The organism is Paenarthrobacter sp. C1 (assembly GCF_049315185.1).
Classification (GTDB): domain Bacteria; phylum Actinomycetota; class Actinomycetes; order Actinomycetales; family Micrococcaceae; genus Arthrobacter; species Arthrobacter nicotinovorans.
In genome coordinates this window covers 255,829-281,160 of sequence record NZ_CP186052.1, presented here as the reverse complement: position 1 = coordinate 281,160, position 25,332 = coordinate 255,829, and the positions used below count along the sequence as shown (strand labels likewise).

At 63.2% G+C, this 25,332-nt stretch carries 17 protein-coding genes; 3 read left to right on the top strand and 14 right to left on the bottom strand.

Annotation, left to right across the window (positions count from 1 at the left end; all coding sequences use genetic code 11):
- Window positions 1-197 precede the first annotated feature (197 nt).
- The 4 genes from ACNAOU_RS01365 to ACNAOU_RS01350 are packed head-to-tail and all read right to left on the bottom strand — an operon-like array spanning window position 198 to window position 5,579.
- Window positions 198-2,093 carry an IucA/IucC family protein gene (locus tag ACNAOU_RS01365; protein ID WP_275777431.1) on the bottom strand — a complete coding sequence of 632 codons (1,896 nt, stop codon included), beginning with the start codon at window positions 2,091-2,093 and terminating at the stop codon, window positions 198-200.
- Entirely contained in the window at window positions 2,090-2,680 is a 591-nt protein-coding gene (locus ACNAOU_RS01360) for a GNAT family N-acetyltransferase (protein ID WP_079582630.1), read from the bottom strand. Before ACNAOU_RS01360 ends, ACNAOU_RS01365 begins: the two co-directional genes overlap by 4 nt.
- Window positions 2,677-4,020 carry a lysine N(6)-hydroxylase/L-ornithine N(5)-oxygenase family protein gene (locus ACNAOU_RS01355; RefSeq protein ID WP_422757850.1) on the bottom strand — a complete coding sequence of 448 codons (1,344 nt, stop codon included), beginning with the start codon at window positions 4,018-4,020 and terminating at the stop codon, window positions 2,677-2,679. The genes ACNAOU_RS01360 and ACNAOU_RS01355 overlap by 4 nt, the downstream gene beginning before the upstream one ends.
- Window positions 4,017-5,579, bottom strand: coding sequence for a pyridoxal phosphate-dependent decarboxylase family protein (locus ACNAOU_RS01350; protein ID WP_422757849.1), 1,563 nt, complete (start codon window positions 5,577-5,579; stop codon window positions 4,017-4,019). Before ACNAOU_RS01350 ends, ACNAOU_RS01355 begins: the two co-directional genes overlap by 4 nt.
- A gap of 288 nt (window positions 5,580-5,867) precedes the next feature.
- On the opposite strand from ACNAOU_RS01350, the gene ACNAOU_RS01345 reads away from it, so the two are divergent.
- Complete coding sequence (locus ACNAOU_RS01345; RefSeq protein WP_275777424.1) at window positions 5,868-6,239, top strand: hypothetical protein; 372 nt, start codon at window positions 5,868-5,870, stop codon at window positions 6,237-6,239.
- A gap of 74 nt (window positions 6,240-6,313) precedes the next feature.
- Here ACNAOU_RS01345 and ACNAOU_RS01340 read toward each other — a convergent pair whose 3' ends face one another.
- The 3 genes from ACNAOU_RS01340 to ACNAOU_RS01330 form a co-directional block, all read right to left on the bottom strand.
- Window positions 6,314-6,742 carry a hypothetical protein gene (locus ACNAOU_RS01340; protein ID WP_055977230.1) on the bottom strand — a complete coding sequence of 143 codons (429 nt, stop codon included), beginning with the start codon at window positions 6,740-6,742 and terminating at the stop codon, window positions 6,314-6,316.
- Window positions 6,743-6,834: 92 nt separating this feature from the next.
- A complete protein-coding gene (locus tag ACNAOU_RS01335; RefSeq protein WP_422757848.1) occupies window positions 6,835-14,943 on the bottom strand; it encodes a DUF7507 domain-containing protein in 8,109 nt (2,702 codons plus the stop codon).
- Between the two features lie 277 nt (window positions 14,944-15,220).
- Window positions 15,221-16,837, bottom strand: a complete 1,617-nt coding sequence (locus ACNAOU_RS01330) for a sigma-70 family RNA polymerase sigma factor (RefSeq protein ID WP_039239295.1) — start codon at window positions 16,835-16,837, stop codon at window positions 15,221-15,223.
- Between the two features lie 121 nt (window positions 16,838-16,958).
- Here ACNAOU_RS01330 and ACNAOU_RS01325 point away from each other — a divergent pair, with 121 nt between their 5' ends.
- Window positions 16,959-17,612: a hypothetical protein gene (locus tag ACNAOU_RS01325; protein ID WP_144401217.1), complete on the top strand. Its 654-nt coding sequence runs from the start codon at window positions 16,959-16,961 to the stop codon at window positions 17,610-17,612.
- 10 nt (window positions 17,613-17,622) lie between these two features.
- Here ACNAOU_RS01325 and ACNAOU_RS01320 read toward each other — a convergent pair whose 3' ends face one another.
- Window positions 17,623-17,985, bottom strand: coding sequence for a GNAT family N-acetyltransferase (locus ACNAOU_RS01320; protein WP_018778983.1), 363 nt, complete (start codon window positions 17,983-17,985; stop codon window positions 17,623-17,625).
- Window positions 17,982-19,334: an acyltransferase family protein gene (locus ACNAOU_RS01315; protein ID WP_055977222.1), complete on the bottom strand. Its 1,353-nt coding sequence runs from the start codon at window positions 19,332-19,334 to the stop codon at window positions 17,982-17,984. Before ACNAOU_RS01315 ends, ACNAOU_RS01320 begins: the two co-directional genes overlap by 4 nt.
- 161 nt (window positions 19,335-19,495) lie before the next feature.
- Here ACNAOU_RS01315 and ACNAOU_RS01310 point away from each other — a divergent pair, with 161 nt between their 5' ends.
- Entirely contained in the window at window positions 19,496-19,915 is a 420-nt protein-coding gene (locus tag ACNAOU_RS01310; protein WP_275777413.1) for a VOC family protein, read from the top strand.
- Here the strand turns inward: ACNAOU_RS01310 and ACNAOU_RS01305 are convergent.
- The 5 genes from ACNAOU_RS01305 to ACNAOU_RS01285 all read right to left on the bottom strand — a co-directional run bounded on the left by ACNAOU_RS01305 (window position 19,912) and on the right by ACNAOU_RS01285 (window position 25,287).
- Window positions 19,912-20,304: a DUF1304 domain-containing protein gene (locus tag ACNAOU_RS01305; RefSeq protein ID WP_039239292.1), complete on the bottom strand. Its 393-nt coding sequence runs from the start codon at window positions 20,302-20,304 to the stop codon at window positions 19,912-19,914. The two genes, ACNAOU_RS01310 and ACNAOU_RS01305, sit on opposite strands and share 4 nt — an antisense overlap.
- A gap of 38 nt (window positions 20,305-20,342) precedes the next feature.
- Complete coding sequence (locus tag ACNAOU_RS01300; protein ID WP_275777410.1) at window positions 20,343-21,212, bottom strand: class II fructose-bisphosphate aldolase; 870 nt, start codon at window positions 21,210-21,212, stop codon at window positions 20,343-20,345.
- Window positions 21,212-22,678: a GntP family transporter gene (locus ACNAOU_RS01295; RefSeq protein ID WP_018778989.1), complete on the bottom strand. Its 1,467-nt coding sequence runs from the start codon at window positions 22,676-22,678 to the stop codon at window positions 21,212-21,214. The genes ACNAOU_RS01300 and ACNAOU_RS01295 overlap by 1 nt, the downstream gene beginning before the upstream one ends.
- Window positions 22,679-22,853: 175 nt before the next feature.
- Complete coding sequence (locus ACNAOU_RS01290) at window positions 22,854-23,756, bottom strand: NAD(P)-dependent oxidoreductase (RefSeq protein WP_039239290.1); 903 nt, start codon at window positions 23,754-23,756, stop codon at window positions 22,854-22,856.
- A 25-nt stretch (window positions 23,757-23,781) separates the two neighbouring features.
- The gene (locus ACNAOU_RS01285) at window positions 23,782-25,287 is read right to left on the bottom strand and encodes a four-carbon acid sugar kinase family protein (protein ID WP_275777406.1); all 1,506 of its coding nucleotides are present in this window, start codon (window positions 25,285-25,287) and stop codon (window positions 23,782-23,784) included.
- Window positions 25,288-25,332: the final 45 nt, after the last annotated feature.

Genomic DNA, 25,332 nt, shown 5'->3' with positions numbered 1-25,332 from the left:
AGATGGTCGAACTAATCCATTCACTGGACAAAACTGAACCTAGCAAAATCCGGAGGGCACATCGTTCCCGGGTTTTGTCGCTGGGCCGTGTGACTTGCAGTGTTTGGCAACCCGTGAAATATTCTGCGGCCACAAGCGGATCCGAAGGTTTCCGAACCACTGCAGGCGGAAATTCGGGCCTCCAGGCCTCGGGATGCCTATGACCGTGATGGACCAGTGATTCCAGATTTTGCTGACAGCGAAACAGCATCCCCGTGTCTTCCCGCCAAGGGGTTGGTCAAGCGGCCGGCCATTTGCAGCCCTCCGGAAGGGTCCGAGATGTCAAGCATCTGCTGGTTGTTCCGGAGCTGGAGACGGTTGAGGCAGGACAGCTCGAAATCCGCCGCGAACAGGTCGTGCATGGCGAACTGGTCTGCAAGCTCCGGGTGGCGCTGTTGGTATTCGCGAAGCACGGAAGCCGCAGTCTCCCAGAATTCGTCCTCGGCCAGTGTCCCGTCCTCCACGAGAACCGCGGACAGGAAGCGGAAGATGCAGTCAAAGACGTCCGTGAAGATGGCCAGGACCATTTCCTCGGCAGGGATCTCGGCCTTGATGCGCGAGACTTCATCCGGCAGCTCCAGCCGGTCCCCCATGACAACGATTTCCTCGGCGATGTCCTTCATGATCGCCCGGACGGGCACGCCGTTTTCGAGGATCAGGATCACGTTCTCCCCGTGCGGCATGAAGGCGAGCTCGTACTCATAGAGACAGTGGACCAGCGGCACCAGGTAGGCCTCGAAGTAGCGGCGAAGCCATTCGGTGGGCGCCAGGCCGGACCGGGAAATCAGGGCCGAAACCACGGAGTTCCCGGACAAATCCACGTGCAGCAATGAAGCCATGGTGGCCAGCTGTTGCCCGTCCTTGAGCATCGGCAGCGGACTCTCCCTCCACAGGGCCGAGAGCATCTTGCGGTAGGGCGAACCCTTGGCGGAAGCCGCCTCGTAGTAGTGGTTGTGATAACCGATGGCAGCGGTTTCACGGATCATGGCCAGGCCCCGGCTCTGGAGCTCCTGGTCATTGCCGATCAGTTCCTGAAGCCAGTCGTTGATGGCCGGCGTTGCCTTCATGTACAGCGGAGACAGGCCACGCATGAAGCCCATGTTCAATACGGACATGGCCGTCTTCACGTACGCCTTCTCCGGTGAGGTGGTGTTGAAGAACGTACGGATGGACTGCTGCGCCTGGTAGTTGTCCTCCCCCGTACCCAGGTTCACGATGTGTCGCTGGGCGATTTCTGCCGCGAACGTCACGGTGAGCTTGTTGTCCCACTGCCACGGATGGACCGGCATGAGGAGATAGTCCTCGGGATCCAGGCCGGACGCGGATAGCTCTGCGTTGAACCACGCCAAGGTGGCCGGCCCGAGTTCAGCTTCGAAGTGTGTCCGGTAGTCCAGCCCCGCGCTCGAGGTGAAAACTGCCTTGCTGCGGTGCACTGCGATCCATTGAAGCTTGACGGTTGCCCCGGTTTCCGGCGCGAACGCATGGTAGTCCGCGATCCCGAAACCAAGCCGGCCGTTGTTGGCCACGAAACAGGGGTGGCCTTCGGTCATGCTGTGCTCAATGGCCTGGAAGTCAGCGGCCGGGTCGGTCCCGCCCGTGATGCCCGCTGCCAGCTCGGCCGAGCTGAACGGCTTGCCCTGCTTATACGCGTGGCTGGCCAGCGTGCTGCTGATCTCCTCGAGGTACACCGGCAGCATTTCCATCCGGATGGCCAGTGCCTCGTGAAACTCGGCGATGAAGTCCAAGGCGTCAATGGGCAACTCCCCGCCGTCGCGCAGGCGCACTATGGAGTCGGCGAAAACAGACCAGTGCTCAAGCTGCAGCAGCCGTGCACGGAAACGGTATTCGGTGGCGTCATCGTCGCTCATTACGCGGTAAAGCCCAATGCCGGCGCCTTCATCGCGAATAAGCTCCGGCACCAGGATGCGTTCGTGCGAGAACTCCGCGATTGCCTTGCGAACCAGATGGCGGTTTGCTGCCGCCCAGCGTTCAGGGGTCAAGTGCGACACGGAATCAACGGCGGTGGTCGTCGCTTTGTCGGCAGTGGTGGTCACAGGGATTCTCCTCTGGTCGCCGCGGCAGGCGCGGCCAGAATCGGGGTCAGGGTGGCGAGGAAATCCTCGCGGGCGCAGAAGCTCAACAGAGCCTTTTTGTGGTCTTCGGCAGGGTCGACGGCGGGCAGGGTCACCACGCCGCGCGGGCGGAAGCCCACCTTTTCGTTGAGGACATGGATCTTGTGGTTGCGGGCGTCAGGCTCGACGACGATCCGCCGGGTTGCGGGGTCCGCGAACAGTTCCGTCATCACGGACTGCATAACGGCCGTGGTGTAGCCCGGTTGCGGCTCACCGACCGGCGGCGACACCAGCAGGTGCATGCCAACATCGCCGGGCTGGACGTCGTAAACGTCCGCCAGCGGCGAGGACTCCGGACGGTACCGCTCCATCAGGAAGGCGGGGACGCCGTCGTCGAGTCCCAGGAACGCTTGGTGGTGACCGGAGGCGGCGATCTTTGAGTATTCCTCCACAACGTCCTGCTCAGTGGCCGAAACCATTCCCCAGAAGCGGGCATACTCCTGGCTCACCCAGCTGTGAAGGACAGGTGCGTCGGCTACGGGGTCCACAGCGCGGAAGGTGAAGCTCATGCCGTCACCCCGGCGTTCTCCGGGACGCCGGCCGGCACGGGAGCGGGCGCTCCAAACTGCTGGAAGGCGATGCTGCGCTCGATCGGGTAGACCTCGCGTCCGGTAATTTCGCGCAGGATGCAGGAGTTGCGGTAGGCGGCCATGCCAAGGTCCGGAGTCACGAAACCGTGAGTGTGGAGCTCCGCGTTCTGGACGAAGATCTCGCCGGGTTCGACGCCGGTTCCATAGTTGCGCTCGACGTCGAAGCGGCCCTTGGAGTCGCGGCGGATGCGGTCGTGGATGCCGCCCAGGAAGGCAGGTTCCTTGTAGCTGTAGCCGGTCGCCAGGACCACGGCTTCGGACTCGAGGCTGTAGTCGCGGCCGTGTTCCTCGTGGTGCAGCTGGAGGGTGTGGGTGCCCGTCGCCGCGTCCCACGCCGCTGCGGTCAGTGTCGAATGGGTGTGCAGCTGCGAGTCCACCATGCCGGAGAGGCTCTTGGTGTAGAGGAGGTCGTAGATGTCGTCGATCAGGTCCGAGTTGATGCCCTTGTACAGGTTCTTCTGGCTCTTGATCAGTGAATCGCGCTGCTCGCCCGGCAGCGAGTGGAAGTAGTCGACGTACTCCGGAGACGTCATCTCGAGCGTGAGCTTGGTGTACTCCAGCGGGAAGAAGCGCCCGGAGCGGGTGACCCAGTTCAGCTGGTAGCCGTAGACGTCGATTTCCTGAAGGAGTTCGTAGTAGAGCTCCGCAGCGCTCTGGCCGCTGCCCACGATGGTGATGCTGCGCTTGGACTGCAGCTCACTCTTCCTCGACAGGTAGTCGGCGTTGTGGAGGACGAGTCCCCCGGCGTGCACTATTCCTGCACAGGAGTCCGGAATGTACGGGGACGTTCCGGTGCCAAGGACCAGTCGACGGGCGCGAAGCACCTCAGCGCCATCCGGTCCCTGCACCGAAAGGCGGTACACGCCGTCGTCGTAGCTGATATCCAGCACATCCGTGCTAAAACAAACGGACTCAAGCTGGCCCGCAACCCACTGGCAGTACTGGTTGTACTCGGCGCGCAACGGGTAGAAATTCTCCCGGATGTAGAAGCGGTACAAACGGCCCGTCTGCTTCAGGAAGTTCAGGAAAGAGAAAGGCGACGTCGGGTCGGCAAGGGTGACGAGGTCAGCCATGAAAGGAACCTGCAAGTGCGCCGGCTCAAGCATCATGCCCGGGTGCCAGTCGAAGGACTCACGGCGGTCCAGGAACACGCAGTCCAAGTCTTCCAGCGGCTCACTCAGCGCGGCCAGCCCCAGGTTGAAGGGCCCGACGCCGATGCCTGCGACGTCGTAGATCCTGCCGTTGTCAGGGGTGCTCATGCTGCTTCCTCCGTGGTGTTTGCGAGGAGGCTGGCGCCGGTCCTGCGGATCAGTTCGATGATTTCGTGGATGTCCCCCAGGCTGGCTTCTGCGTTGAGGAGGGTGAATTTCAGGTAGTGGCGTCCGGCGACCTTGGTTCCGGCAACGACAGCCTCACCCGAGGCGAAGATGGCCGCACGGATGGCTGGGTTGAGGATGTCTGCCGCGTCTTCGGCCAGTCGTGAACCCTCAACCTCGGGGCGGTACCGGAACACGAGGGTGCTCAGCTGCGGTGCTGCCGCGAGCTCGAATTCAGGGTCGTCAGCCAGCAGCATGCCCACGCGGCCCGTCAGGTCAATGGCCTCGTCGAAGAGCGCACCAATGGCGTCCGCGCCCATGATGCGCAGCGTGAGCCATAGCTTCAGGGCATCGAAACGGCGTGTGGTCTGGATGCTCTTGTCCACCTGGTTGGGGATCTCGGCCTTCGCGGCGCTCTCAGGGTTGAGGTAGTCCGCGTAGTAGGTGACGTGGCCAAGCATGGAACCGTTACGGACCAGGACCGCACTGGAGCTGACCGGCTGGAAGAAGGTCTTATGGAAGTCCACAGTGACGGAATCGGCCAGGTGGATACCGTCCAAAAGGTGCCGGTAACGCCCGGAAACGATCAGGCCTCCGCCGTAGGCCGCATCGATATGCAGCCAGGAATCGTAGGCGCGGACCAGTGCGGCGAGCTCGGAGAGCGGGTCAACCGAGCCGAAGTCCGTGGTCCCGGCGGTGGCCACGACGGCCATGGGTACCAGACCGGCGTCGTGAGCTTCCGCCAAAGCGGCCGCAAGCGCGGCGGGGTCCATGCGGTGGTCTTCGGCACTAGGAATCGCGATGACGGCGTCGAAACCGAGGCCCAGCATGGAAGCCGACTTCTGGATGCTGAAGTGGCTGTCCGCGGAGGTGAAGATCCGCAGCCGGTCCAAAAGGTGCGGCAGGCGGGCGTCCCCGTTCGCGGCCCGCAGCTTGGAGACGGCGTGGTTGCGGGCGATCAGCAAGGCCTGGAAGTTGGACTGGCTGCCACCTGAGGTGAAGACGCCATCAGCCTCCGCGTTGAAGCCGATGCGCTCAGCGGTCCAATCGATAAGGCGACGCTCGATCATGGTGGCACCCGCGCTCTGGTCCCAGGTGTCCATGGAAGAGTTCACGGCCGAGAGCACTGCTTCACCCACCAACGCGGGGATGACCACGGGGCAGTTCAAGTGCGCTGCGTAGCGGGAGTCGTGGAAGTAGACAGCGTCCTTGAGGTAAAGCTCATCGAGTTCCTCCAGGGCGGCAGCGGTGTCAGGCAACGGACGCTCAAGGTCAACCGCGCCGACCTTCGCTTTGAGATCTGCATGCCCCACACCAGTGAAGGGCCGGGCGGTCCGTTGGACCTTAGTGGAGACGGCGTTGACTCCCTGAAGCACCTGCGCCACGTAGCTGGGCGAATTGCGGGCGTTGAACAGCTGGTTTGTGGCAGCGAGGGCCAGCTCCACCTTGGAACCAAAATCCGGTTCCTGAGCGATCCGCTCTTCGACACTGGGTGACGTCACGTCAGCTTCCTTCCGTTTGCGTTGGGGCGCTTGTTAGCAAGGTAAGCCTTACTTAGGTAAGCCTTTCCGTCAAACTTTTGTGACCTATTTCGCTCGGAAGGCGGTTTCTGGGTCCACAACGGCAAGATCGCTCCGTCATTGACTTTTACGGACGGGGTTTTGCGTGGAGAATACGGCCGCTTTCGGCGGAGACGGCGGGTATTTAGGTCCTTCAAGAGCCGGTACCCCAACCTCGGATCTACGGGGAGTAGAGTGCAGGAACAAGGACATTCCGCGGTTGGGGGACCCATGAAAGACCACGTTCACGAGCGGATCGGTTTCCGCGAAATCGACGAGCATGGCAATGCCGTACAGGCAGTCAGCCCGCATGTTCCGGAGACAGCAGGCCCGCCGCCCAGGCGCCTGTCCGTGAACCCCTTCATCATCGCCCTCTGGGTTCTTGACGCAGGCTTGCTGTGGGTGGGGATCTGGGCCATTGCCACCGCCGCCGCGGCCTTGGTCGGGCCCGCTCCGGCGACGTATCAATCTGCCTCAACGGCCCAGTTCACGTACATGATGTTGTCGAACGCTCCCTACGCGCTCCTGGGCGGCGTTCTTCTCACGGCAGGGCTTCTCTTTTGGCATGCCATCCAGTGGCAAAAAAAGCGGCCAACCGGGTAGTGGATACCTGGTTGGCCGCTTCTCCAAAGGAACAGCGGTCCCGGCTGCTTGAGACCGGCTGCTGGAGCCGCGCGCTAGAGCACCGTAGCCCCGAGGACGCACTTGACGTCCACCCCTGGCTTGGAGACTTCTGCGTTGATGGTCCAGTCGAGAGCTTTGTCTGCTGCGGCATCCTTGAAGGTCTGCTCTCCACGGGCAAGCACGGCAGAAGTCTTTGAATCCACCCAGCTGACGGTGATCTTGACTGCTCCTTTGGCACGGGCCGGAGGAGTCACCGTCCCTTTGGCCGTCACCTTCCCGGGCGCCGTGTCACAGGAGGTCATGGAGGTTGCCTCGATGATGCCAGTGCCCGGGTTCGCCGGCTTTGCCTCGCCTGTGGTGGCGGCTTGGGTTGTGGTCGACGACGGCGGATTGCCCGCTTCGCTGCTTTGCGGCGAAGAGCAAGCGGACAGTGCCGAGACTGCAACCAGCACGCCCACGAGGCCCGCGACTGATTTCTTCATGTGATGGCTACCTGGATCTTTCGTGATGTGTAAATGAACGGACGTGTGCGTGGCAGCCGGGCTGTGAACCCGGCTGCCACGCACACTGCTACCTAGGCCTCGGAACGCTTGCGGCGCCCAGCGAGGAACAGGAAGAGACCCGCGCCAACCACCAGAAGGCTGATGGGCAGCACGGTGAGAACGACACCAGTGCTGGCCAGCGACCCTCCGGACTGATCCGACGCCGACGCCGACGGCGCGGCCGGCGGGACGGTCGGCGGGAAGGTCACTTCAGCCGTTGCAGGTGGCGTGCTCACCGGCGGTCCCGCGGGCGGAATGCCGGTGGCAGTTGCCGTGTTGGCCACCTTGCCTGCGTTGATATCCGCCTGCGTGATGGCGTACGTCGCCGTAGCCGTCACCGTCTGGCCGGGGAGCAGGACTCCCGCATCACCGGGCCAGGCGTAGTTCAAGGCAGACAGACCAGGCATGGAGTCGTTGACCACAACGCCCTTCAGCGGAACGTTTCCGGTGTTCTTCACCGTGAACGTGTAAGTGATCAGATCACCCACATGGGTGGGATCACCTACCGCAGAAGCGTCAGCCGTCTTGGTGAACTCCAAACCTGCCGCCGGGGTCAACGGAGTGTCCGTGGTACCCGGAGGAGGCGTCACCGAGGGACCGGTAGGAGGAGTTCCCGTGGTGGTGGCCGAGTTGGCGACGTGACCGGCATTGATGTCCGCCTGGGTGATGGCATACGTTGCCGTAGCCGTCACCGTTTGACCCGGAAGAAGGGTTCCTGCTGCACCGGGCCACGTGTAGCTCAGCGCAGAGAGTCCAGCCAGGGGGTCGTCGATGGAGACGTTGGTCAACGTGACGTTCCCTGTGTTCTTCGCCGTGAAGGTGTAAGTGATCAGGTCACCGACCTTGGAAGGCGAGTGAACAGCGGAGGCGTCAGCCGTCTTGGTGAACTCCATGCCCGGAGCCGGGGTCAACGGAGTGTCCGTTTCACCCGGAGGCGGCGTTACCGGCGGACCAACGGGAGGAGTGCCCGTGGTCGTGGCCGAGTTGGCGACGTGGCCGGCGTCGATGTCCGCCTGGGTGATGGCGTACGTTGCCGTAGCCGTCACTGTCTCACCGGGAAGCAGGGTTCCTGCTGCACCGGGCCAGCTGTACGTCAAAGCCGAGAGGCCAGCCAGGGGATCATCAATGACCACATTCTTCAACGTGACGTTGCCGGTGTTCTTCGCCGTGAAGGTGTAAGTGATCAGGTCACCGGCCTTCGACGGGTCATGAACTGCGGAATCATCGGCAGACTTGGTGAACTCCATTGCCGGAGCCGGGGTCAACGGGGTATCCGTCGTTCCCGGAGGAGGCGTCACCGGAGGACCGGACGGAGGAGTACCGGTGGTGGTAGCGCTGTTCGCGACGTGGCCTGCATCAATGTCGGACTGCGTGATGGCGTACGTTGCCGTAGCCGTCACTGTCTGACCCGGAAGCAGCTCACCCGCGGTGCCCGGCCAGTTGTAGCTCAGAGCCGACAACCCAGCCAGCTGATCCGTGATGGTCACGTTCTTCAACGTGACGTTGCCCGTGTTCTTCGCCGTGAATGCGTACTTGACGATGTCACCCACCTTGGTGGGGTTCTGGACCCCCGAGGCGTCCGCCGTCTTGGTGAACTCCATCGCCGGAGCCGGGGTCAACGGGGTGTCCGTCGTTCCCGGAGGGGGCGTGACCGGAGGACCGGACGGCGGAGTGCCCGTCGTCGTGGCGCTGTTGGCGACATGGCCGGCGTCGATATCCGCCTGCGTCACCGCGTAGGTTGCCGTAGCCGTCACCGTCTCACCGGGCAGCAGGATTCCTGCAGCACCGGGCCAGGTGTACGTCAACGCCGACAAGCCAGCCAACGGATCCGTGATTGCCACGTTCTTCAGCGTGACGTTGCCACTGTTCTTCGCCGTGAACGTGTAAGTGATCACGTCGCCCACTTCGGCGGGGTTCTGAACAGCCGAGGCATCCGCCGACTTGGTGAACTCCATCGCCGGAGCAGGGGTCAACGGGGTATCCGTCGTTCCCGGAGGAGGCGTCACCGGAGGACCGGTGGGAGGAGTACCAGTAGTGGTGGCCGAGTTCGCAACGTGGCCCGCCTCGATATCCGCCTGCGTCACCGCGTACGTTGCCGTAGCCGTCACGGTCTGGCCCGGAAGCAACTCGCCGGGAGTTCCCGGCCAGTTGTAGCTCAGAGCCGACAACCCAGCCAGCTGATCCGTGATGGTCACGTTCTTCAACGTGACGTTGCCCGTGTTCTTCGCCGTGAATGCGTACTTGACGATGTCACCCACCTTGGTGGGGTTCTGGACCCCCGAGGCGTCCGCCGTCTTGGTGAACTCCATCGCCGGAGCCGGGGTCAACGGGGTGTCCGTCGTTCCCGGAGGGGGCGTGACCGGAGGACCGGACGGCGGAGTGCCCGTCGTCGTGGCGCTGTTGGCGACATGGCCGGCGTCGATATCCGCCTGCGTCACCGCGTAGGTTGCCGTAGCCGTCACCGTCTCACCGGGCAGCAGGATTCCTGCAGCACCGGGCCAGGTGTACGTCAACGCCGACAAGCCAGCCAACGGATCCGTGATTGCCACGTTCTTCAGCGTGACGTTGCCACTGTTCTTCGCCGTGAACGTGTAAGTGATCACGTCGCCCACTTCGGCGGGGTTCTGAACAGCCGAGGCATCCGCCGACTTGGTGAACTCCATCGCCGGAGCAGGGGTCAACGGGGTATCCGTCGTTCCCGGAGGAGGCGTCACCGGAGGACCGGTGGGAGGAGTACCAGTAGTGGTGGCCGAGTTCGCAACGTGGCCCGCCTCGATATCCGCCTGCGTCACCGCGTACGTTGCCGTAGCCGTCACGGTCTGGCCCGGAAGCAACTCGCCGGGAGTTCCCGGCCAGGAGTAGACCAAAGCCGAGAGACCAGCCAACTGATCCGTGATGGTCACGTTCTTCAGCGTGACGTTGCCCGTGTTCTTCGCGGAGAAGGAATACGTGATCACGTCGCCCACCTTGGTGGGGTTCTGGATTGCCGAGGCATCCGCCGTCTTGGTGAACTCCATGCCCGGCTCGGGGGTCAACGGAGTGTCCGTCGTTCCCGGAGGAGGCGTGACCGGAGGACCGGACGGCGGAGTACCAGTGGTGGTGGCGCTGTTGGCGACATGGCCGGCGTCGATATCCGACTGGGTGATGGCATACGTTGCCGTAGCCTTGACGGTCTGGCCCGGAAGCAGCTCGCCCGGAGTACCCGGCCAAACGTAGTTCAGGGCGGACAACCCAGCCAAGGGATCCGTGATGGAAACGTTGCTCAGGTTCACGTTGCCGGTGTTCTTCGCCGTGAAGCTATACGTGATCACGTCACCGACCATGGAAGGATCCTTGACGGCCGACGTATCAGCTGACTTGGTGAACTGCATGGCCGGAGCCGGGGTCAACGGAGTGTCCGTCGTTCCCGGAGGAGGCGTCACCGGAGGACCAACAGGCGGGGTGCCCGTCGTCGTGGCCGAGTTCACCACATGACCTGCATTGATGTCAGCCTGGGTAATGGCATACGTTGCCGTAGCCGTCACCGTCTGACCCGGAAGCAGCTCGCCCGGAGTGCCCGGCCAAACGTAGCTCAGGGCAGACAACCCAGCCAACGGGTCAGTGATGGAAACGTTCTTCAACGTGACGTTGCCGGTGTTCTTGGCCGTGAACGTGTAGGTGATGATGTCACCCACAACCGACGGATCCTGGATCGCCGAGGAGTCAGCAGACTTGGTGAACTCCATCGCCGGAGCCGGGGTCAACGGGGTGTCCGTCGTTCCCGGAGGAGGCGTGACCGGAGGACCGGACGGCGGAGTACCAGTGGTGGTGGCGCTGTTGGCGACATGGCCGGCGTCGATATCCGCCTGCGTGATGGCGTACGTTGCCGTAGCCGTGACGGTCTGGCCCGGGAGCAACTCGCCGGGAGTTCCCGGCCAGGTGTAAGCCAGAGCCGACAGACCAGCCAGCGGGTCAGTGATGGAAACGTTGCTCAACTTCACGTTGCCGGTGTTCTTCGCCGTGAAGGTGTAGATGATGCGGTCACCTACTACGGACGGGTTCTGGATACCGGAGGCGTCCGCCGTCTTGGTGAACTCCATTGCCGGAGCCGGGGTCAACGGGGTGTCCGTCGTTCCCGGAGGAGGCGTGACCGGAGGACCGGACGGCGGAGTACCAGTGGTGGTGGCGCTGTTGGCGACATGACCGGCGTCGATATCAGCCTGGGTGATTGCATACGTTGCCGTAGCCGTGACGGTCTGGCCCGGAAGCAACTCACCGGCAGTACCCGGCCAGGTGTAAGCCAAAGCTGACAGACCAGCCAGCGGGTCAGTGATGGAAACGTTGCTCAACTTCACGTTGCCCGTGTTCTTGGCCGTGAACGTGTAGGTGATGATGTCACCTACAACAGAAGGGTTCTGGATGCCGGAGGCATCCGCCGACTTGGTGAACTCCATCGCCGGAGCCGGGGTCAACGGGGTATCCGTCGTTCCCGGAGGGGGCGTGACCGGAGGACCGGACGGAGGAGTGCCCGTCGTCGTGGCGCTGTTGGCGACATGGCCGGCGTCGATATCCGCCTGCGTCACCGCGTACGTTGCCGTAGCCGTCACGGTCTGGCCCGGAAGCAGTTCACCCGGGGTGCCCGGCCAGTTGTATGCCAGGGCAGACAAACCAGGCAGCGGATCCGAGATGGAGACGTTCTTCAACGTGACGTTGCCCGTGTTCTTCGCGGAGAAGGAGTACGTGATCACGTCACCCACCTTGGTGGGGTTCTGAACAGCTGAGGAGTCAGCCGACTTGGTGAACTCCATGGCCGGAGCCGGGGTCAACGGAGTGTCCGTCGTTCCCGGAGGAGGCGTCACCGGAGGACCGGACGGAGGAGTGCCCGTCGTCGTGGCGCTGTTAGCCACGTGACCGGCGTCGATATCCGCCTGGGTGATGGCATACGTTGCCGTAGCCGTCACCGTCTGACCGGGAAGCAGTTCACCTGAAGTGCCCGGCCAGGTGTAAGCCAAAGCCGAAAGACCAGCCAGCGGATCCGTGATTGAGACGTTGCTCAGCTTCACATTGCCGGTGTTCTTCGCCGTGAACGTGTAGGTGATCTTGTCGCCAACTACCGAAGGCGACTGGACCTCGGATGCGTCCGCCGTCTTGGTGAACTCCATGGCCGGGCCAGGGGTCAGCGGTGTATCGGTGCCCGCAGGGGGCGGGGTCACGGCAGGACCGTTGGGAGGGGTACCGGTGGTGGTTGCCGTGTTCGCAACGTGACCGGCCTCGATGTCCGCCTGGGTCACTGCGTAGCTTGCCGTTGCCGTCACGGTCTGACCCGGAAGCAGTTCACCCGCGGTGCCCGGCCAGGTGTAAGCCAAAGCCGACAAACCAGCCAGCGGATCCGTGATTGAGACGTTGCTCAACTTCACGTTGCCGGTGTTCTTCGCCGTGAAGGTGTAAGTGATCACGTCGCCCACCTTGGTGGGGTTCTGAACAGCTGAGTCATCCGCCGTTTTGGTGAGCTCCATGGCCGGACCCGGGGTCAACGGAGTGTCCGTCGTTCCCGGAGGAGGCGTCACCGGAGGACCGGACGGAGGAGTGCCCGTCGTCGTGGCGCTGTTAGCCACGTGGCCGGCCTCGATGTCGGCCTGGGTGATGGCGTACGTTGCCGTAGCCGTCACAGTCTGGCCCGGGAGCAACTCGCCCGGAGTGCCCGGCCAGGTGTAAGCCAAAGCCGACAGACCAGCCAACGGATCCGTGATGGAAACGTTCTTCAACGACACGTTGCCGGTGTTCTTGGCAGTGAACGTGTAGGTGATGACGTCACCCACGACGGAGGGGTTCCGGATAGCCGAAGCGTCCGCCGTCTTGGTGAACTCCATGGCCGGGCCAGGAGTCAGCGGTGTATCGGTGCCCGCAGGGGGCGGGGTCACAGCAGGACCGGTGGGAGGGGTTCCCGTGGTGGTTGCCGTGTTCGCAACGTGACCGGCGTCGATATCCGACTGGGTGATTGCATAAGTCGCCGTAGCCGTGACGGTCTGGCCCGGGAGCAACTCGCCTGGAGTGCCCGGCCAGGAGTAAACCAGAGCCGACAGGCCAGCCAGCGGGTCATTGATGGAAACGTTGCTCAACTTCACGTTGCCGGTGTTCTTCGCCGTGAAGGTGTAGGTGATGATGTCGCCGACGACGGACGGGTTCTGAATGTCGGATGCATCGGCCGACTTGCTGAATTCCATGGCGGGGCCAGGAGTCAGCGGAGTGTCGGTGGTGCCGGGCGGCGGGATGACGGGCGGACCGGTCGGAGGATTACCCGAGGTGGTGGCCGAGTTGGCTACGTGTCCTGCGTCGATGTCCGCCTGCGTAATGGAGTAGGTTGCCATCGCGGTGACGGTCTCGCCCGGAAGCAGAGTACCCGGGGTGCCGGGCCAGCTGTACGTCAGGGTGGAGAGGCCAGCCAGCGGATCGGTGATGACAACATCCGTCAACGCCACATTTCCGGTGTTGGTAGCCGTGAACGTGTAGGTGATCTTGTCGCCCACTACAGCCGGCGACTGAATCCCGGACGCTTCCGCGCTCTTGGTGAACGTCATCGAAGGAGCCGACTGCGCGGTGTTGGTCAGCACGCAGTCAATGTCGGCGCCGGCCACAGGTACGAGCGCCAGGGTTCCCTCAAATGCAACGCCGCTTGGCAGATTGGCCTGCAGTCCGTTGGCATCTGTACAGGTGATGGTCTTCGCGTAATCGGACAAGTTGGAGCCACCCGACTCGGTCAGGTAGTAGCTGGCACCAGTGTCAGCGACGTACTTCCCCGTGGTGCCGGTTCCGGTGGAAACGGTGGAGCCGGAACCACTGGTGGTGGAGTTGGCGGGGTTGCTGACAACCTGGCCGGTGGCAGAGCCCGAACGGATCTCCATGGTGAACTGATCAGCATCAGACAGTCGCGGAGCGTCCAGGGCCTTGCTCAAGGTAATCCGGGGGGCACGCACAATGAGTGTCGCGTCTGCCGGCGGGTTCAGGTTGGTGACGATGTTTCCCGGACCGTTGATGTACGTTCCTTCGGTATCCGATGTGACGTCGACCGTGATGGTGCATGACTCCATGCCGGCCGCGAGGTCGCCGCCGGTGACAGAGATGGAATTGCCGCCGGCGACCGCCGTCTTGACGAACGGCGCAGTGCCCGCAGCCTGAACACAGGTCCCGCCAATATTGGGGGTAGCTGCGACAACCAGCCCGGCCGGAAGGGTATCCGTAATGGACCAGTCGCTCTTGGCCTTGACGTCGTCAGTGTTGGTTACGGTCAGGGTAACCGTGGAGGTTCCACCCGGCCCGATGAGGGCAGGCGTGAAAGCTTTGTCCAGCTGCGGCGTTACATCCACGATCTGGGGAAGGTCGAAGGTCACATCGTTGCCCGACCCGGTGGTTGCTTCGTTGCGAAGCTCCAAGCCCAACGACGGCGAGGTGCCCTCGGGAATCTTGAACGCGCCGGACTGCAGCTTGGTGACCTGGACTTCCGGCGAGGTGCTGCCGCCGCAGGGGTCGAGACCCGTCCCCAGCACGATCGGTGTGCCGTTGACCAGGAGGCTGAAAGTCTCGCTGGCGTGCGCCGCGTGGCAGTTAACCTCCGCAAAGTACGCCGAGACAGCGTAGTAGTGGCCGGATACGGCTGGGATGGAATTCTTTGTCGTCCGGAACATCACGCCGGGATCGATCACGCCGGAGCTTGCGTTGGTGTACTCGGAGAGAGCCTGGTTGCTGGCGGCTTGGGCAGCAGTTTGGCCCTGAGCCAGGCCAAGCGCCTGAGCCATGGACCGGATCTGGTTCCAGCCTGCCGGTTGGTTCCTGTAGCAACCCAGGTCGGTTGGCGGCGTTGGTGTTGAAGAGTTGAGGATCCATCCGTCGCACTGCCCGCCGGCGGGCGTATACGGGGTATCGGCCGTGTACGTCTCATTGGCGGCGGCGGCGCCTCCGGTGTAGTTCAGGAGGCTGATGGCATTACTTGTCGCGTTCTGGTTGGAGAAATCCTCCGTGTAGACCGGCGTCCCTGGCTGGGTGACGCCTGGGGTTCCCGGCGTGGTTGCCAGGGCTGGCGGCGCCATGGCACCACCCACTCCCAGGGAAATTATGGCTGTAGCGAGCGCACCCGCCAACAGCTTTCGTGGATATGAATGTTTCATTGGCTCTCTTGCCTGTCTGGACCACGCCTGGGATCCGGTCGAGCTTGGAATCCTCGCGTGATGGCTGTGAAATGCGGAAGGCTACTCCCAGTTGCCTTGTGCGCTTCCATAACCATTCGTGACGCAGAAAAGCGCCAAATTTTCCTGACAGCACCAGGGCATAGAGCACCCAACTTCTTAGTGGGCGAAACTCACGAATCGTGACGCGAAATCAGCAAGAATTTTTTCAAGCCGCCAAGAACAGCCCTTTCGGGCGCCTTAATGACTTTCGGGCGCCTTAATGAAAGGTATTGGTGAACGTCTTCGGCACGATTCCTTGCCCGCTGAACTGGTAGTCCAGGGTGCCGCTCTCCGCACCGTCCGGCAGGGTCACAGCGACGACAAAGGTCAACTGCTGCGGGTCCAGCGTGGCTGTGGTGCAGCGGATCCGGCGAGCCTCGGATGCGCTGCACTCCCAGCCCTCCGGCACCACCGTCTTCCCTGCTATGAAAGTAGCGTCCGCCGGCAGGGCAAAGACCACTTCTCCGGATGTCGGCGAACCATCCCCGGCCAGGGAAAACTGGACGCCAAGGTCGCGTTCAAGGGGGCTTGGTCCCTGGCTGGCCGAGAACGTCGCCTCAACCGTTTGCGTCAAGGGTGCCGCCGAAGCGGTGGCCTGCGGCGCCGTCGTCGAATAGATGACGCCCGGGTCTACGACAACAGCGCGCCGTCCCGACGGCTCTTCCGGCGGAACCACGACGGCGGGAGGTTGACTGGGAGCCAAAGATGGCACAGCCGTTGGGGCAACGACAGGGAGGAGGGGCGGCTCCACAATGGCACTGGGTTCAGGCGACGCACTGCTGCTTGGAACCGGGGCCGGCGCCGTTTCCTCGGCCGTCGGAATACTGGCAGGAGATTCTGCAACAACTACAGAAGCGGGACCGGGTTCGGGTTGCAGGAACCAGGTGATGACCCCCGCCAGAGCTGCGGCACCCACCACCATGGCCGCCGGGATTTTCCAGGATTGGCTGACTCCGTGAAGGCCAACGACGGCGGCCTTGCCGCCGCCCGCTGCGACACCGGCGCCTGGCCACCCGACCGCTGCGGCAGCTGCCGGGGTAAAGGCAACGCCCGCAACCAAGGGGAAAAGGATGGCACGCATGCCGCCCTGGACGTCATTGAGTTCCATCAACAACGCGGTGCACTTGGCACAGTCTTCCAGGTGGGCACCCACTTTTTCCTTGGACGTGCGTTTGAGGGCGTTGCGCACATACTTGCCGAGCTGGCTGGCAAATTCGTCGCAGGCCTGGTCAACGCTGCGGCTGATGTGGTGTTGCAGGTAGGCCTGACGCAAACCTTCCCTGGCCCGGATGGCCAAGGATGAGACGCCGTTCGGCGTGAGACCCACCAGTGGCGCAACAGCAGCCGGCTTCAATCCCTCGATATCAAGGTGGAAGAGAACGGCCTGCCAACGCTCCGGCAGCGATTTGAAGGCATTGGCCATGATGCTCGACTCAAGATCGCCAACCACGGGATCGTCATCATGGACAGCCGCGTCCAGGATGGCGTCATCCGCTGCAGTTTGAGTTTGTCTGGCTTTTCGGTTGCGTTCATGCGCTGTACGCCGCACCACCGTCAGGAGGTACGAACGGAAAAACTCCTTGGGGCCTTTGCCGTCCTTCAAGGACTGGAAGATGGTGGCAAAGGCCTCTGCGACGACATCATCGGCGTCGCTGGGGTTGTCGGACTGTGTGCGCGCGACGTAGTGGGCGATCTGGACGTGCCGCTTGTAGAGAGTGTCAAAGGCGTCCGTGACACCCTGGCGGACGAGGTTCAGGATTTGGGGATCGCTGTCATTTCCGGCAGCCAAAGTTGGGGACGCCCCACCGGCCCCGGACATTAATACTTGATCCATAAACAGTAGTGTGTCATCAGATTGCGAATTGACTTGAATAACAGGTTGCTTAGGACTATAAGGGGCGAAAAGTTTCGTCGAATAAGCGACATAAAACTGTTCCTGCCGCCACTAATCAGGCATGAAGTTTCACAACTCCGGCGAAGTGCGACGAGTAGCGCGTTTCAAAGGGCGGTCGTCATTGTCGAGGGCGGTCCGGAGCGTCTCCGCGGGCACCGCAATCCACTCGCGAAGTGCGAAAACACCGTTTTCGCACTTCCGGCATCACGGCAACCGGCCGCTGGTTGCGCAAGCGAAATGCATCACATTGATCCACGGCGCGGACAAGTGCACGGCCGTCCCCGGTGAGACGGTGATCTTCACGGCATGGATCATGAACGACTCCACGTGCCATCTTCGTAACATTCGTCTTATTCCGCGGTCCTTCACCAACGAGGCCATGGAGCCCCTGGTTTATACCTCCAGCCCGGACCGTCGCCATCTGTCAGTCGGCTCCCTGGCCCCGGGCGAAGGCGTCATGCGGAGTTTCTCCTACCGCGTCACGGAGTCGGACCATGTCCACGGCGGCAGCCTGGTAAGTGCCATGCAGGTCAGGGCGTGGTGCCGCGGCCAGGAAGTTGTTGACGAACACGACGCCATCGTGGCGCTCTCGGATGCGCGGCTGGATTGGCTTCCACGGTCATCGCGACCAGGCCTGGGCTACTGGGCTTCAGCAACGGTCACGTCAGTCTCGCCGCGACGAAGGCCGCATTCGCCGAGAGGGCGGACCGACTGACCCGGCGCGGTCAGTTGTTGTCAGGCTCCGCGTCAACCGTAGGCTTTTCTTTCGGCCAGTCGACGTCCTGTTCATATCCCTCGTGCCTTTTCAGGTAACCGGCAATGAACGGGCAATGCGGAATGATGCGCTTCCCCGACGCCACGACGTCATCCAGGGCGAAGTGTGCCAGAACGTTCGCCAGTCCTTGGCCCTTGAATTGGGGTTTCGTCTCCGTGTGGATGAAGTCGATGTGACCGGGCCTGTCCAGGAACTGTGAAATCACCGCCAACTCCCCGTCTACGTGTAACTCGTAGCGGTGGAACTTGTCGTTGCGCAATGTAGTAACGCCGGGGCGGAACGACTCGGCCAGTGAATCCGTATTCTCGGTCATGGTTCGAGATTGGCACGTAAATCGTGTGCTGGCAACGTGGCCGGGGTCGCCTGCGGCGCTTCCGCAGGTTCTGCCTCCGCCGCCGGGGGGACCGGCGTCGGAACCCTGCCCAAAAGCAGGACGGACAGCGCGAAGCACGCCGCTCCCCCACCCAGCAACGCGAGCGTCAGTCCGTTGAAGGCGGCGTCCGCCACTGGGATAAAGACCACGACGGCGGCCGTCACCACGGCGGCCCGCCCCGGGCCTCGAGCATGGCTTGCTGCCATGGGACGATCCTCAAGCCGGCCGAAAAGCATCGTCACCGGGACGAGCAGTGCAACCACAGCGATGAAGACGGGAATGCGGGCCCACCACCACTCTGCGGTCTCGGCGACCGGCCTGGGCACGTCGGTGAGCAACAACAAACCGGCCATGCCAACCAGGAGGGGGAGATGCCATAGATAAACGGTCATGGAGCGGCGTCCCGCCACAGCGATCCCGGCACGGATCCACCGGACGTCAGCGAGCCACCGCAGCCCTGGACCCAGCAGTTGCAGGGTGGCTGTCTGGGAAATGCCCAGCAGAAGCAGGCACAAGTTGGGCGGGTTGATGTTCACCACCATGTTCCCCGGATACACAGCGACTCCGGTGACAAGTCCCAGGAGGAGATTGCTGCAGATGATGGCGCCCACCAGCCAGGTGCGGCTCCGGTGTTCGAAGAAGCCGTCGGCCTTGAAGAATCCCAGCTGCTGCACGGCGCACCATACGAAAATCATGTTGGTAAACGCCAGCACGGGAATGGCGCCGCGGAGGGAATCGACGGCGATGATGAAGGCCACCAGAACCCCGAAAGTCAGCAGCGGTGCACGTTCATGGAATCTTGCCAAGAGGGGGATGCTCAGCTGGGCCGTGAGGTACGCGGCGAGGAACCACAACGGCATCGCAGCTCCGGCAGTCATCAGCTGGATGACTTGCGGATGGACACCCAGCAGCAGCGCGATCCACAACCCTCCCCACATGACGGCGAGCAGAGCCATGGCGGGACGCACCAATCGCAGGAGGCGCAGCTGGGCGAAGTCGAATCCTGTCCCGCCGGCCGTTCTCAACCGCCGCCACGACTGGAGGCCGGTAACACCGCCAAGGACAAAGAAGAGCGGAACGATCATCAGGACCCAGAGCACAGGCGTGAACCAGGCTTGCTCCATGAGGACGTTCCGGGTCTCGACTGTCCCATCCTTGTGCAAAACGGGGCTCACCATCATGCAGTGGGCTGCGACCACCAGCAGCAGGCACGTGAATCGGACAAGGTCGATCACCGGATCCCTCTGCGCAGCCGTTGGACTGACCGCAGGAAACGCCTCCCGCTCCATGGCTCTCCCTACCGGGCCGGCACCTGCGTGCTGACTCCCAGTGTGCTGACTCCATTGTCCGCCTCGCGGAGCAGCGGAGCCAGCAGGGTGGCTTCCGCCCTGTCCACATGGTCGCATTCCATGTCTGGACGGGACGCCGAAACAACGGCAGGATCAGACGCATGACTACGTCCATTTTCGTGAATCTTCCTGTCAGCGACCTCGAGGCATCCAAGGCTTTCTACACAGCACTTGGCTACACGATCAACCCGAACTTCACCGACGAAACCGCGGCATGCGTGGTTTTCAGCGACACGATCTACACAATGCTGCTTACGCACGACAAGTTCAGCCAGTTCACCAAGCAGCCCATCGCGGATACCAGGAATTCGACGGCGGCCATCGTCGCCATTTCGGCCGACAGCCGGGAAGACGTGGATGCTTTGGCGGGCAAAGCCCTGGAAGCCGGCGGCTCAGAAACCTATGACCCGCAGGATCTCGGTTTCATGTACAGCCGGGCCTTCAGGGACCTCGACGGCCACCACTGGGAAGTGCTGTGGATGGACGACGCCGCAGCCCAGACAGGGCCGCCGGAACACTAGCCCAGCGTTACGGCCAGGATTCCAAGCACGACGGCGAGCAGCGGCGTCGTGCCTTGGATGGTCGCTGCCCGGAGGTACTTCTTACCGCTCGCCACGAGGACCAGAGACGCAAGAAGCATCGAGCCACAGCTGCTGAAGACGAGGGTCCAACCGACCTGGGGTGCACCCATGGCCACTGCGACAATCCCGACCAATGCACCGATGGCGAGGAAGAGGTTGTAGAAGCCCTGGTTGTACGCCATGGACTTGGTGGTATCCGCTTCGGCCTGGGACGTGATGCTGAATGTCTTCCACGTAGCGGGCTTGGTCCAGGTGATGGACTCCATGGTGAAGATGTAGACGTGAAGAAGGGCGGCAATCGTCGCGAAAATCAGGGAGGCCAGGATCATGGTCTGATCCTAGCCTCCCCGTGTTCCTGCGCTGGGCGTCAGGCGCTGAGCAACTCAAGCGTGGCGCCGGCAAAGGATGCTGCCGAGCCGTTCCACCGGACCAGCAATCCCTGGAGATTCTCGCCGTCTGCCCGGTACGCCGCTGTTTCCGACTCCAACGTGGCCAGGATCCCGGTCCGCAGCTCCGTGTTGAAGTTCACTTTGCCTACCTGCATTCCGGAAGCTTTGGCAAGCTCACTGGCCGGGATTCCGGAGGCGCCGTGGAGCACCAGAGGGACCTCTGTCCGTGCAGCGACATCCTGCAACACATCCCACCGGATGTTGGGCTCACCCGTGTACTTGCCGTGGACGTTTCCCACGGCAACAGCGAGCAATTGCGCACCCGTTTGCTCCACGAAGCCGGCCACCTGCTCCGGGTCGGTGAGACCGGGGACGGAAGCACCGGCGTCGGGCGTTGATGACCCGAACGCGCGGTCCTCGTCGCCTGCCAGTCCGCCCAACTCCGCTTCGATCACGACGCCGGCATGGCCCGCCGCGTCCAGCGCGGCACGGACCTCGCGGACCAGGCGGATGTTGTCCTTGAGCGGCTTGGATGAGCCATCGGCCAGGACGGCATCAGCTCCGGCAGCCACGGCTTCCAGGATGACGTTCAGATCCGAAGCATGGTCCAGCTGGACGGACACCGGGACGCTCGCGGAGTCCGCCAGGCCCCGGAGGGCAGTGATGAGCCGCAGGCCGTTGGCGGTGGACGCGGTTTTCGGCGCCACCAACAGGATTACGCCAAGGCGGGCCTCCTCCGCAGCTGACACGACGGCGAGCGCGGTGGTGAAGTCGTAGCAGGTGAAGGCTGGAACAGCGGAGCCGGTGGCCAACGCGGAATTGACCAGGTGGTCGAGTTTCGTGCGCATCAGTGGGCCAGGCCTCCTACCAGGATCCAGGCAACGTACGTCAGGACGAAGCCGGCCAGGCCCAGGATGGTGGTCAGGACGGTCCAGGTCTTGAGGCCGTCGGAGACCGTGAGGCCGTAGTAACGGATCACGGTCCAGAAGCCGGCATCGGTCACGTGGGACAGGCCGAGCGCGCCGAAACCGATGGCAATCACGATCACTGCGATCTGCGCCGGCGAGTAGCCGCCTTCCATGACCGCTGAGGTGAGCAGGCCCGTCGTCGTGACGATTGCAACCGTCGCCGAACCCTGTGCGGCGCGCAAGGCCAGCGAGATGATGAAGCCGAGCACGATCACGGGCAGGCCGAGGCTGTCCAAGGTGTGGGAGAGCGCGGCTCCGATGCCGGAAGTGCGGAGGACTTCACCGAAGACGCCACCGGCAGCAACCACCATCAGGATGGAAGCGATGGGCGGCAGGGCACCCTCGAAAATCTCACCTGTTTCCTTGAGGGACCAGTTGCGGCGGACAGCCAGCAGGAAGAACGACAACGCAACGGCGACGAGGAGGGCGAAGAACGGATTGCCGATGAACGAAGCCACGCCGTACCAGTAGTTGTCCTTGGCGATGGTCAGTGTGCCGACGGTGCCGAGAAGGATCTGCACGATGGGCGCTGCGATCAGGAACATGATCAGGCCCGGACGCGGCGGGGCGATTGCGCGGGCACCCGGACCGTCATGGCCCACGTGGACCAGGGAATCGGAACCGAATTCCTCAACCTGCTGCTTCACGCCGGGGAGGAGTTCGTAGTCCTTGCGGTTCATGATGCTGGCAACCCAGTAGGACAGGAAGCCCAAGGGAATGCAGATGATCAGGGAGATCATAGTGATCAGGCCGATGTCGGCACCGAATACGCCGGCGCCGGCAACGATGCCCGGGTGCGGCGGAACAGCCACATGGATGGACAGCATGATTCCAGCCATGGGCAGGCCGAACTTGATGGGGTGGACCTTGGCGATTTTGGCGAAGGCGTAAACGATCGGAACGAGGACGATCACTCCCACCTCGAAGAACACCGGAATCGCGACCAGGAAGCCGACGGCCGTCAACGCGACGGCAACGCGCTTGGCACCGAGCTTCTCCGTGAAGTGCGTGGCCAAGGACTGCACGCCGCCGGAGACCTCGATCATGCGGCCAAGGATGGCGCCGAGGGCAATCAACAAGGCGACCTTGCCCATGGTGCTTCCAACACCGTTGGTCACCACCGTGAAGATGTCCTTGAGCGGAATCTGCGCGGCCACGCCCACCAGGATGCTGACGGCGAGCAAGGCAACGAATGCCTGGATCTTGAAGCGGATGATCAGGACCAGCAGCAAGGCGATGCCTGCCGCGGCGATGGTCAGCAGAAGCGGTGTTCCCAGCTCCACTGCGGGTTTGATGGCAGGGGCATCGGCGGCCCCGGCCATGAGGGAGTTGACGAGGGGGTTCATTGGGGCGGTGTCTCCTTTGACAAACCGGTGCGCACAGCAGACCGGCGGGAGGTGGCGGCGACGACGAAGGGGGGATCGCCGTCGTCGCGCGTTCTGGGGTGGGTGGAGTTTTTGTACAGCTAATGACCTTTAGGGCGCCCCATGAGGGCGTTAGGTGTACAAAAACTCCCAGGGGTTAAGCGGTGCGCTTGGCGGGCGCTACTACCTTGATGACGGCGGAGTCATCAGCGGCGGCGAGGCCCTGGGCCTGGCCGAGCAGGTAGAGCTGCTCGGCGGCAGCGGCAACGGGTGCGGCGAGTCCGGCGGCCCGGGTTGCCTTGCCTACGATGCCCATGTCCTTGACGAAAATGTCCAGGCGGCTGAGGACCTCGGCGCCGTCTTCCGTGTAGGCCTCGAGGATGCGCGGGCCACGGTTCGAGAGCATGAAGGAACCGGCGGCTCCGGCTTCGAGGGCAGCGAGGGTCTTAGCCTGGTCGAGGCCGAGGGCGTCCGCGAGGGCCATGGCCTCGGCGGCAGCAGCGATGTGGACTCCGCAGAGCAACTGGTTGACGGTCTTCAGGGCTTGGCCGTCGCCGGGCTTGTCGCCCACGATGCTCAGTGTGGAGGCCAGCAGCTCCAAGGCAGGGCGCGCCTTCTCCAGCGCCTCCGGCTCGGCTCCGACCACGATCAATAGATCGCCTTCACCGGCACGCTTGGGGCCTCCGGACAGCGGAGCGTCAACCAGCGAAACACCGTACTCGGCCAGCTTGGCGACCGTCGCCGGGATGGCTTCAGTTCCCACCGTGCTGCCCAGGATGACCACGGCGCCCGGCTTCAGAACGGCAGCGACACCGTTTTCGCCAAACAGGACGTCGTTGAGCTGCTCACCGTTGCGGACGGCGAGCAGCAGCGCATCTGCGTCCTGCGAAGCTTCGCGGGCCGAGGCGAAGGTCTTGATACCGGCCGCGGCGGCGAGTTCCAGACGGGGCTCGGCAATGTCGAAGCCGTGCACGGTCAGCTCGGACGCGAGCCGGGTTGCCATGGGCAGGCCCATGGCGCCGAGGCCCAGGACGGTGACGGTGTAGTTGCTGCTGGTCATGGTGTTCTCCATTGAATTTTGGCTGTTAGAAGGTTGCGCTGAGCTTGCGGGTGACCTGGGTCAGGGATTGGTCGTCGCCCACGTTGCCGGCGAAGACGATGTACGGGATGCCTTTTGCAGGGCCGTCCACCGGCTCCCACAGGGAGACGATGCCCGGGAGCATGGGGCCGCGGACTATCGCGTGGCGGATTTCCAGGCCATGGGCGGCCACGTCCGAGGATGTGATGCCGCCCTTGGCGATGACGAAGCGCGGCGGGAAACTCTTGAGCGTGCGGTTCACGACAGCCACGACGGCGGCGGAGACGGTGCGGGCGATCTTCAGGCTGGCTGCGGCGTCGTCGGTCTTGATGAGCAGGCGGCTGGTGTGGACGATCACGTCACCGCTGCGGAGGGCATCCACGACGTCGGCCACTACCGTTCCGATGTACGCTTCGGCTTCTGCTTCGCCCTGGGTTTTGGTGCCGGCAATGAGCTTCTCGACGTCGATTTCGATGGTCCTCGCCGAGCTGTGCTGTGCCGTGAGGTCGTTGAGTTGCCGCGTGGTGACGCCCACGTGGGAACCCACGACGATCAAGCCTCCGGCTGTGGAGGGAGTGTTGCCTGCAAAGGCCTCTTCGGAGGTCAGCGCGGTGCGGATCTCCTGGCCGATGCGTCCACGGACGAAAGGCGGACCCACGCGGTAGAGGAGCTTCTTGCCGCGGCGTTCTGCTTCCTCCAGGCCCAGAGCAAGGGCGCGGAAGTCGTTCTCGGTGACGATATCGGCCACGATCGGGGTGGAGTTGGTGGCGGATTCCAGGGCGTCTGCGATGGCCTTCGCGGAGATGGTGGGGTCCTGGGCGGAAGCACCGGCGCGGATGATGTTCAGGTCCAGGACGATCACGTCGCTGGCGGGGAACCGCCCCTGCGACTTCTCCTCCACATACTTGGCCATCTCTGAGTTGGCGAAGCCGAAGCTCGCGTCCTTGGCGAACTCCGTCTCGGCAACGGGGGTGAGGGAACCGGCATCGCCCCGCATGTAGTGCACACCGCCGATGGTGACGCGACCGGCGTCGGGGAACGCGGGGACGATTACCACGCCGTCGGTGGTTTCGCCGGTTTCAGCAGCCACGGTGGCGGCGATGACGTCCGGCTCCAGCGGGTAGTGGCCGCGGAGGGTGGAGTCGCTCCGGCTGACGAAACCCAGGCGCAGTCCGTCGGCAGAAGCGGCTGCCGCGAGCGCATTCCGGACGATTTCCTCGTTGCGGGCTGCGGCTTCTGCGGGGTCCAGGCTACGGGTGTTGGTCAGCACATAGACGGCGGGCTTGGTCTGGTTGTCACGGATGTGGGCGAAGGCCCAGGTGAAGTCAGCGACATCCCAGCTGGTCAGCACTGCGAGATCTGCCACGGATTGGGTGCCTGTGGGGTCGTCGTCGAGGACCACCAGGACGCGGGGGCTGCTTGCCGAGGACGCGGCAACGGCATCGGCCACGAGCTGAGCAGGAATCTGGACTTCCGCCGGGAAAGCGGCCAGAACGTCGGCTTCAAGGGTCACTGTTCACTCCATCGTGGGAAATCTTTGCTGCGGTTTGTGAATGTA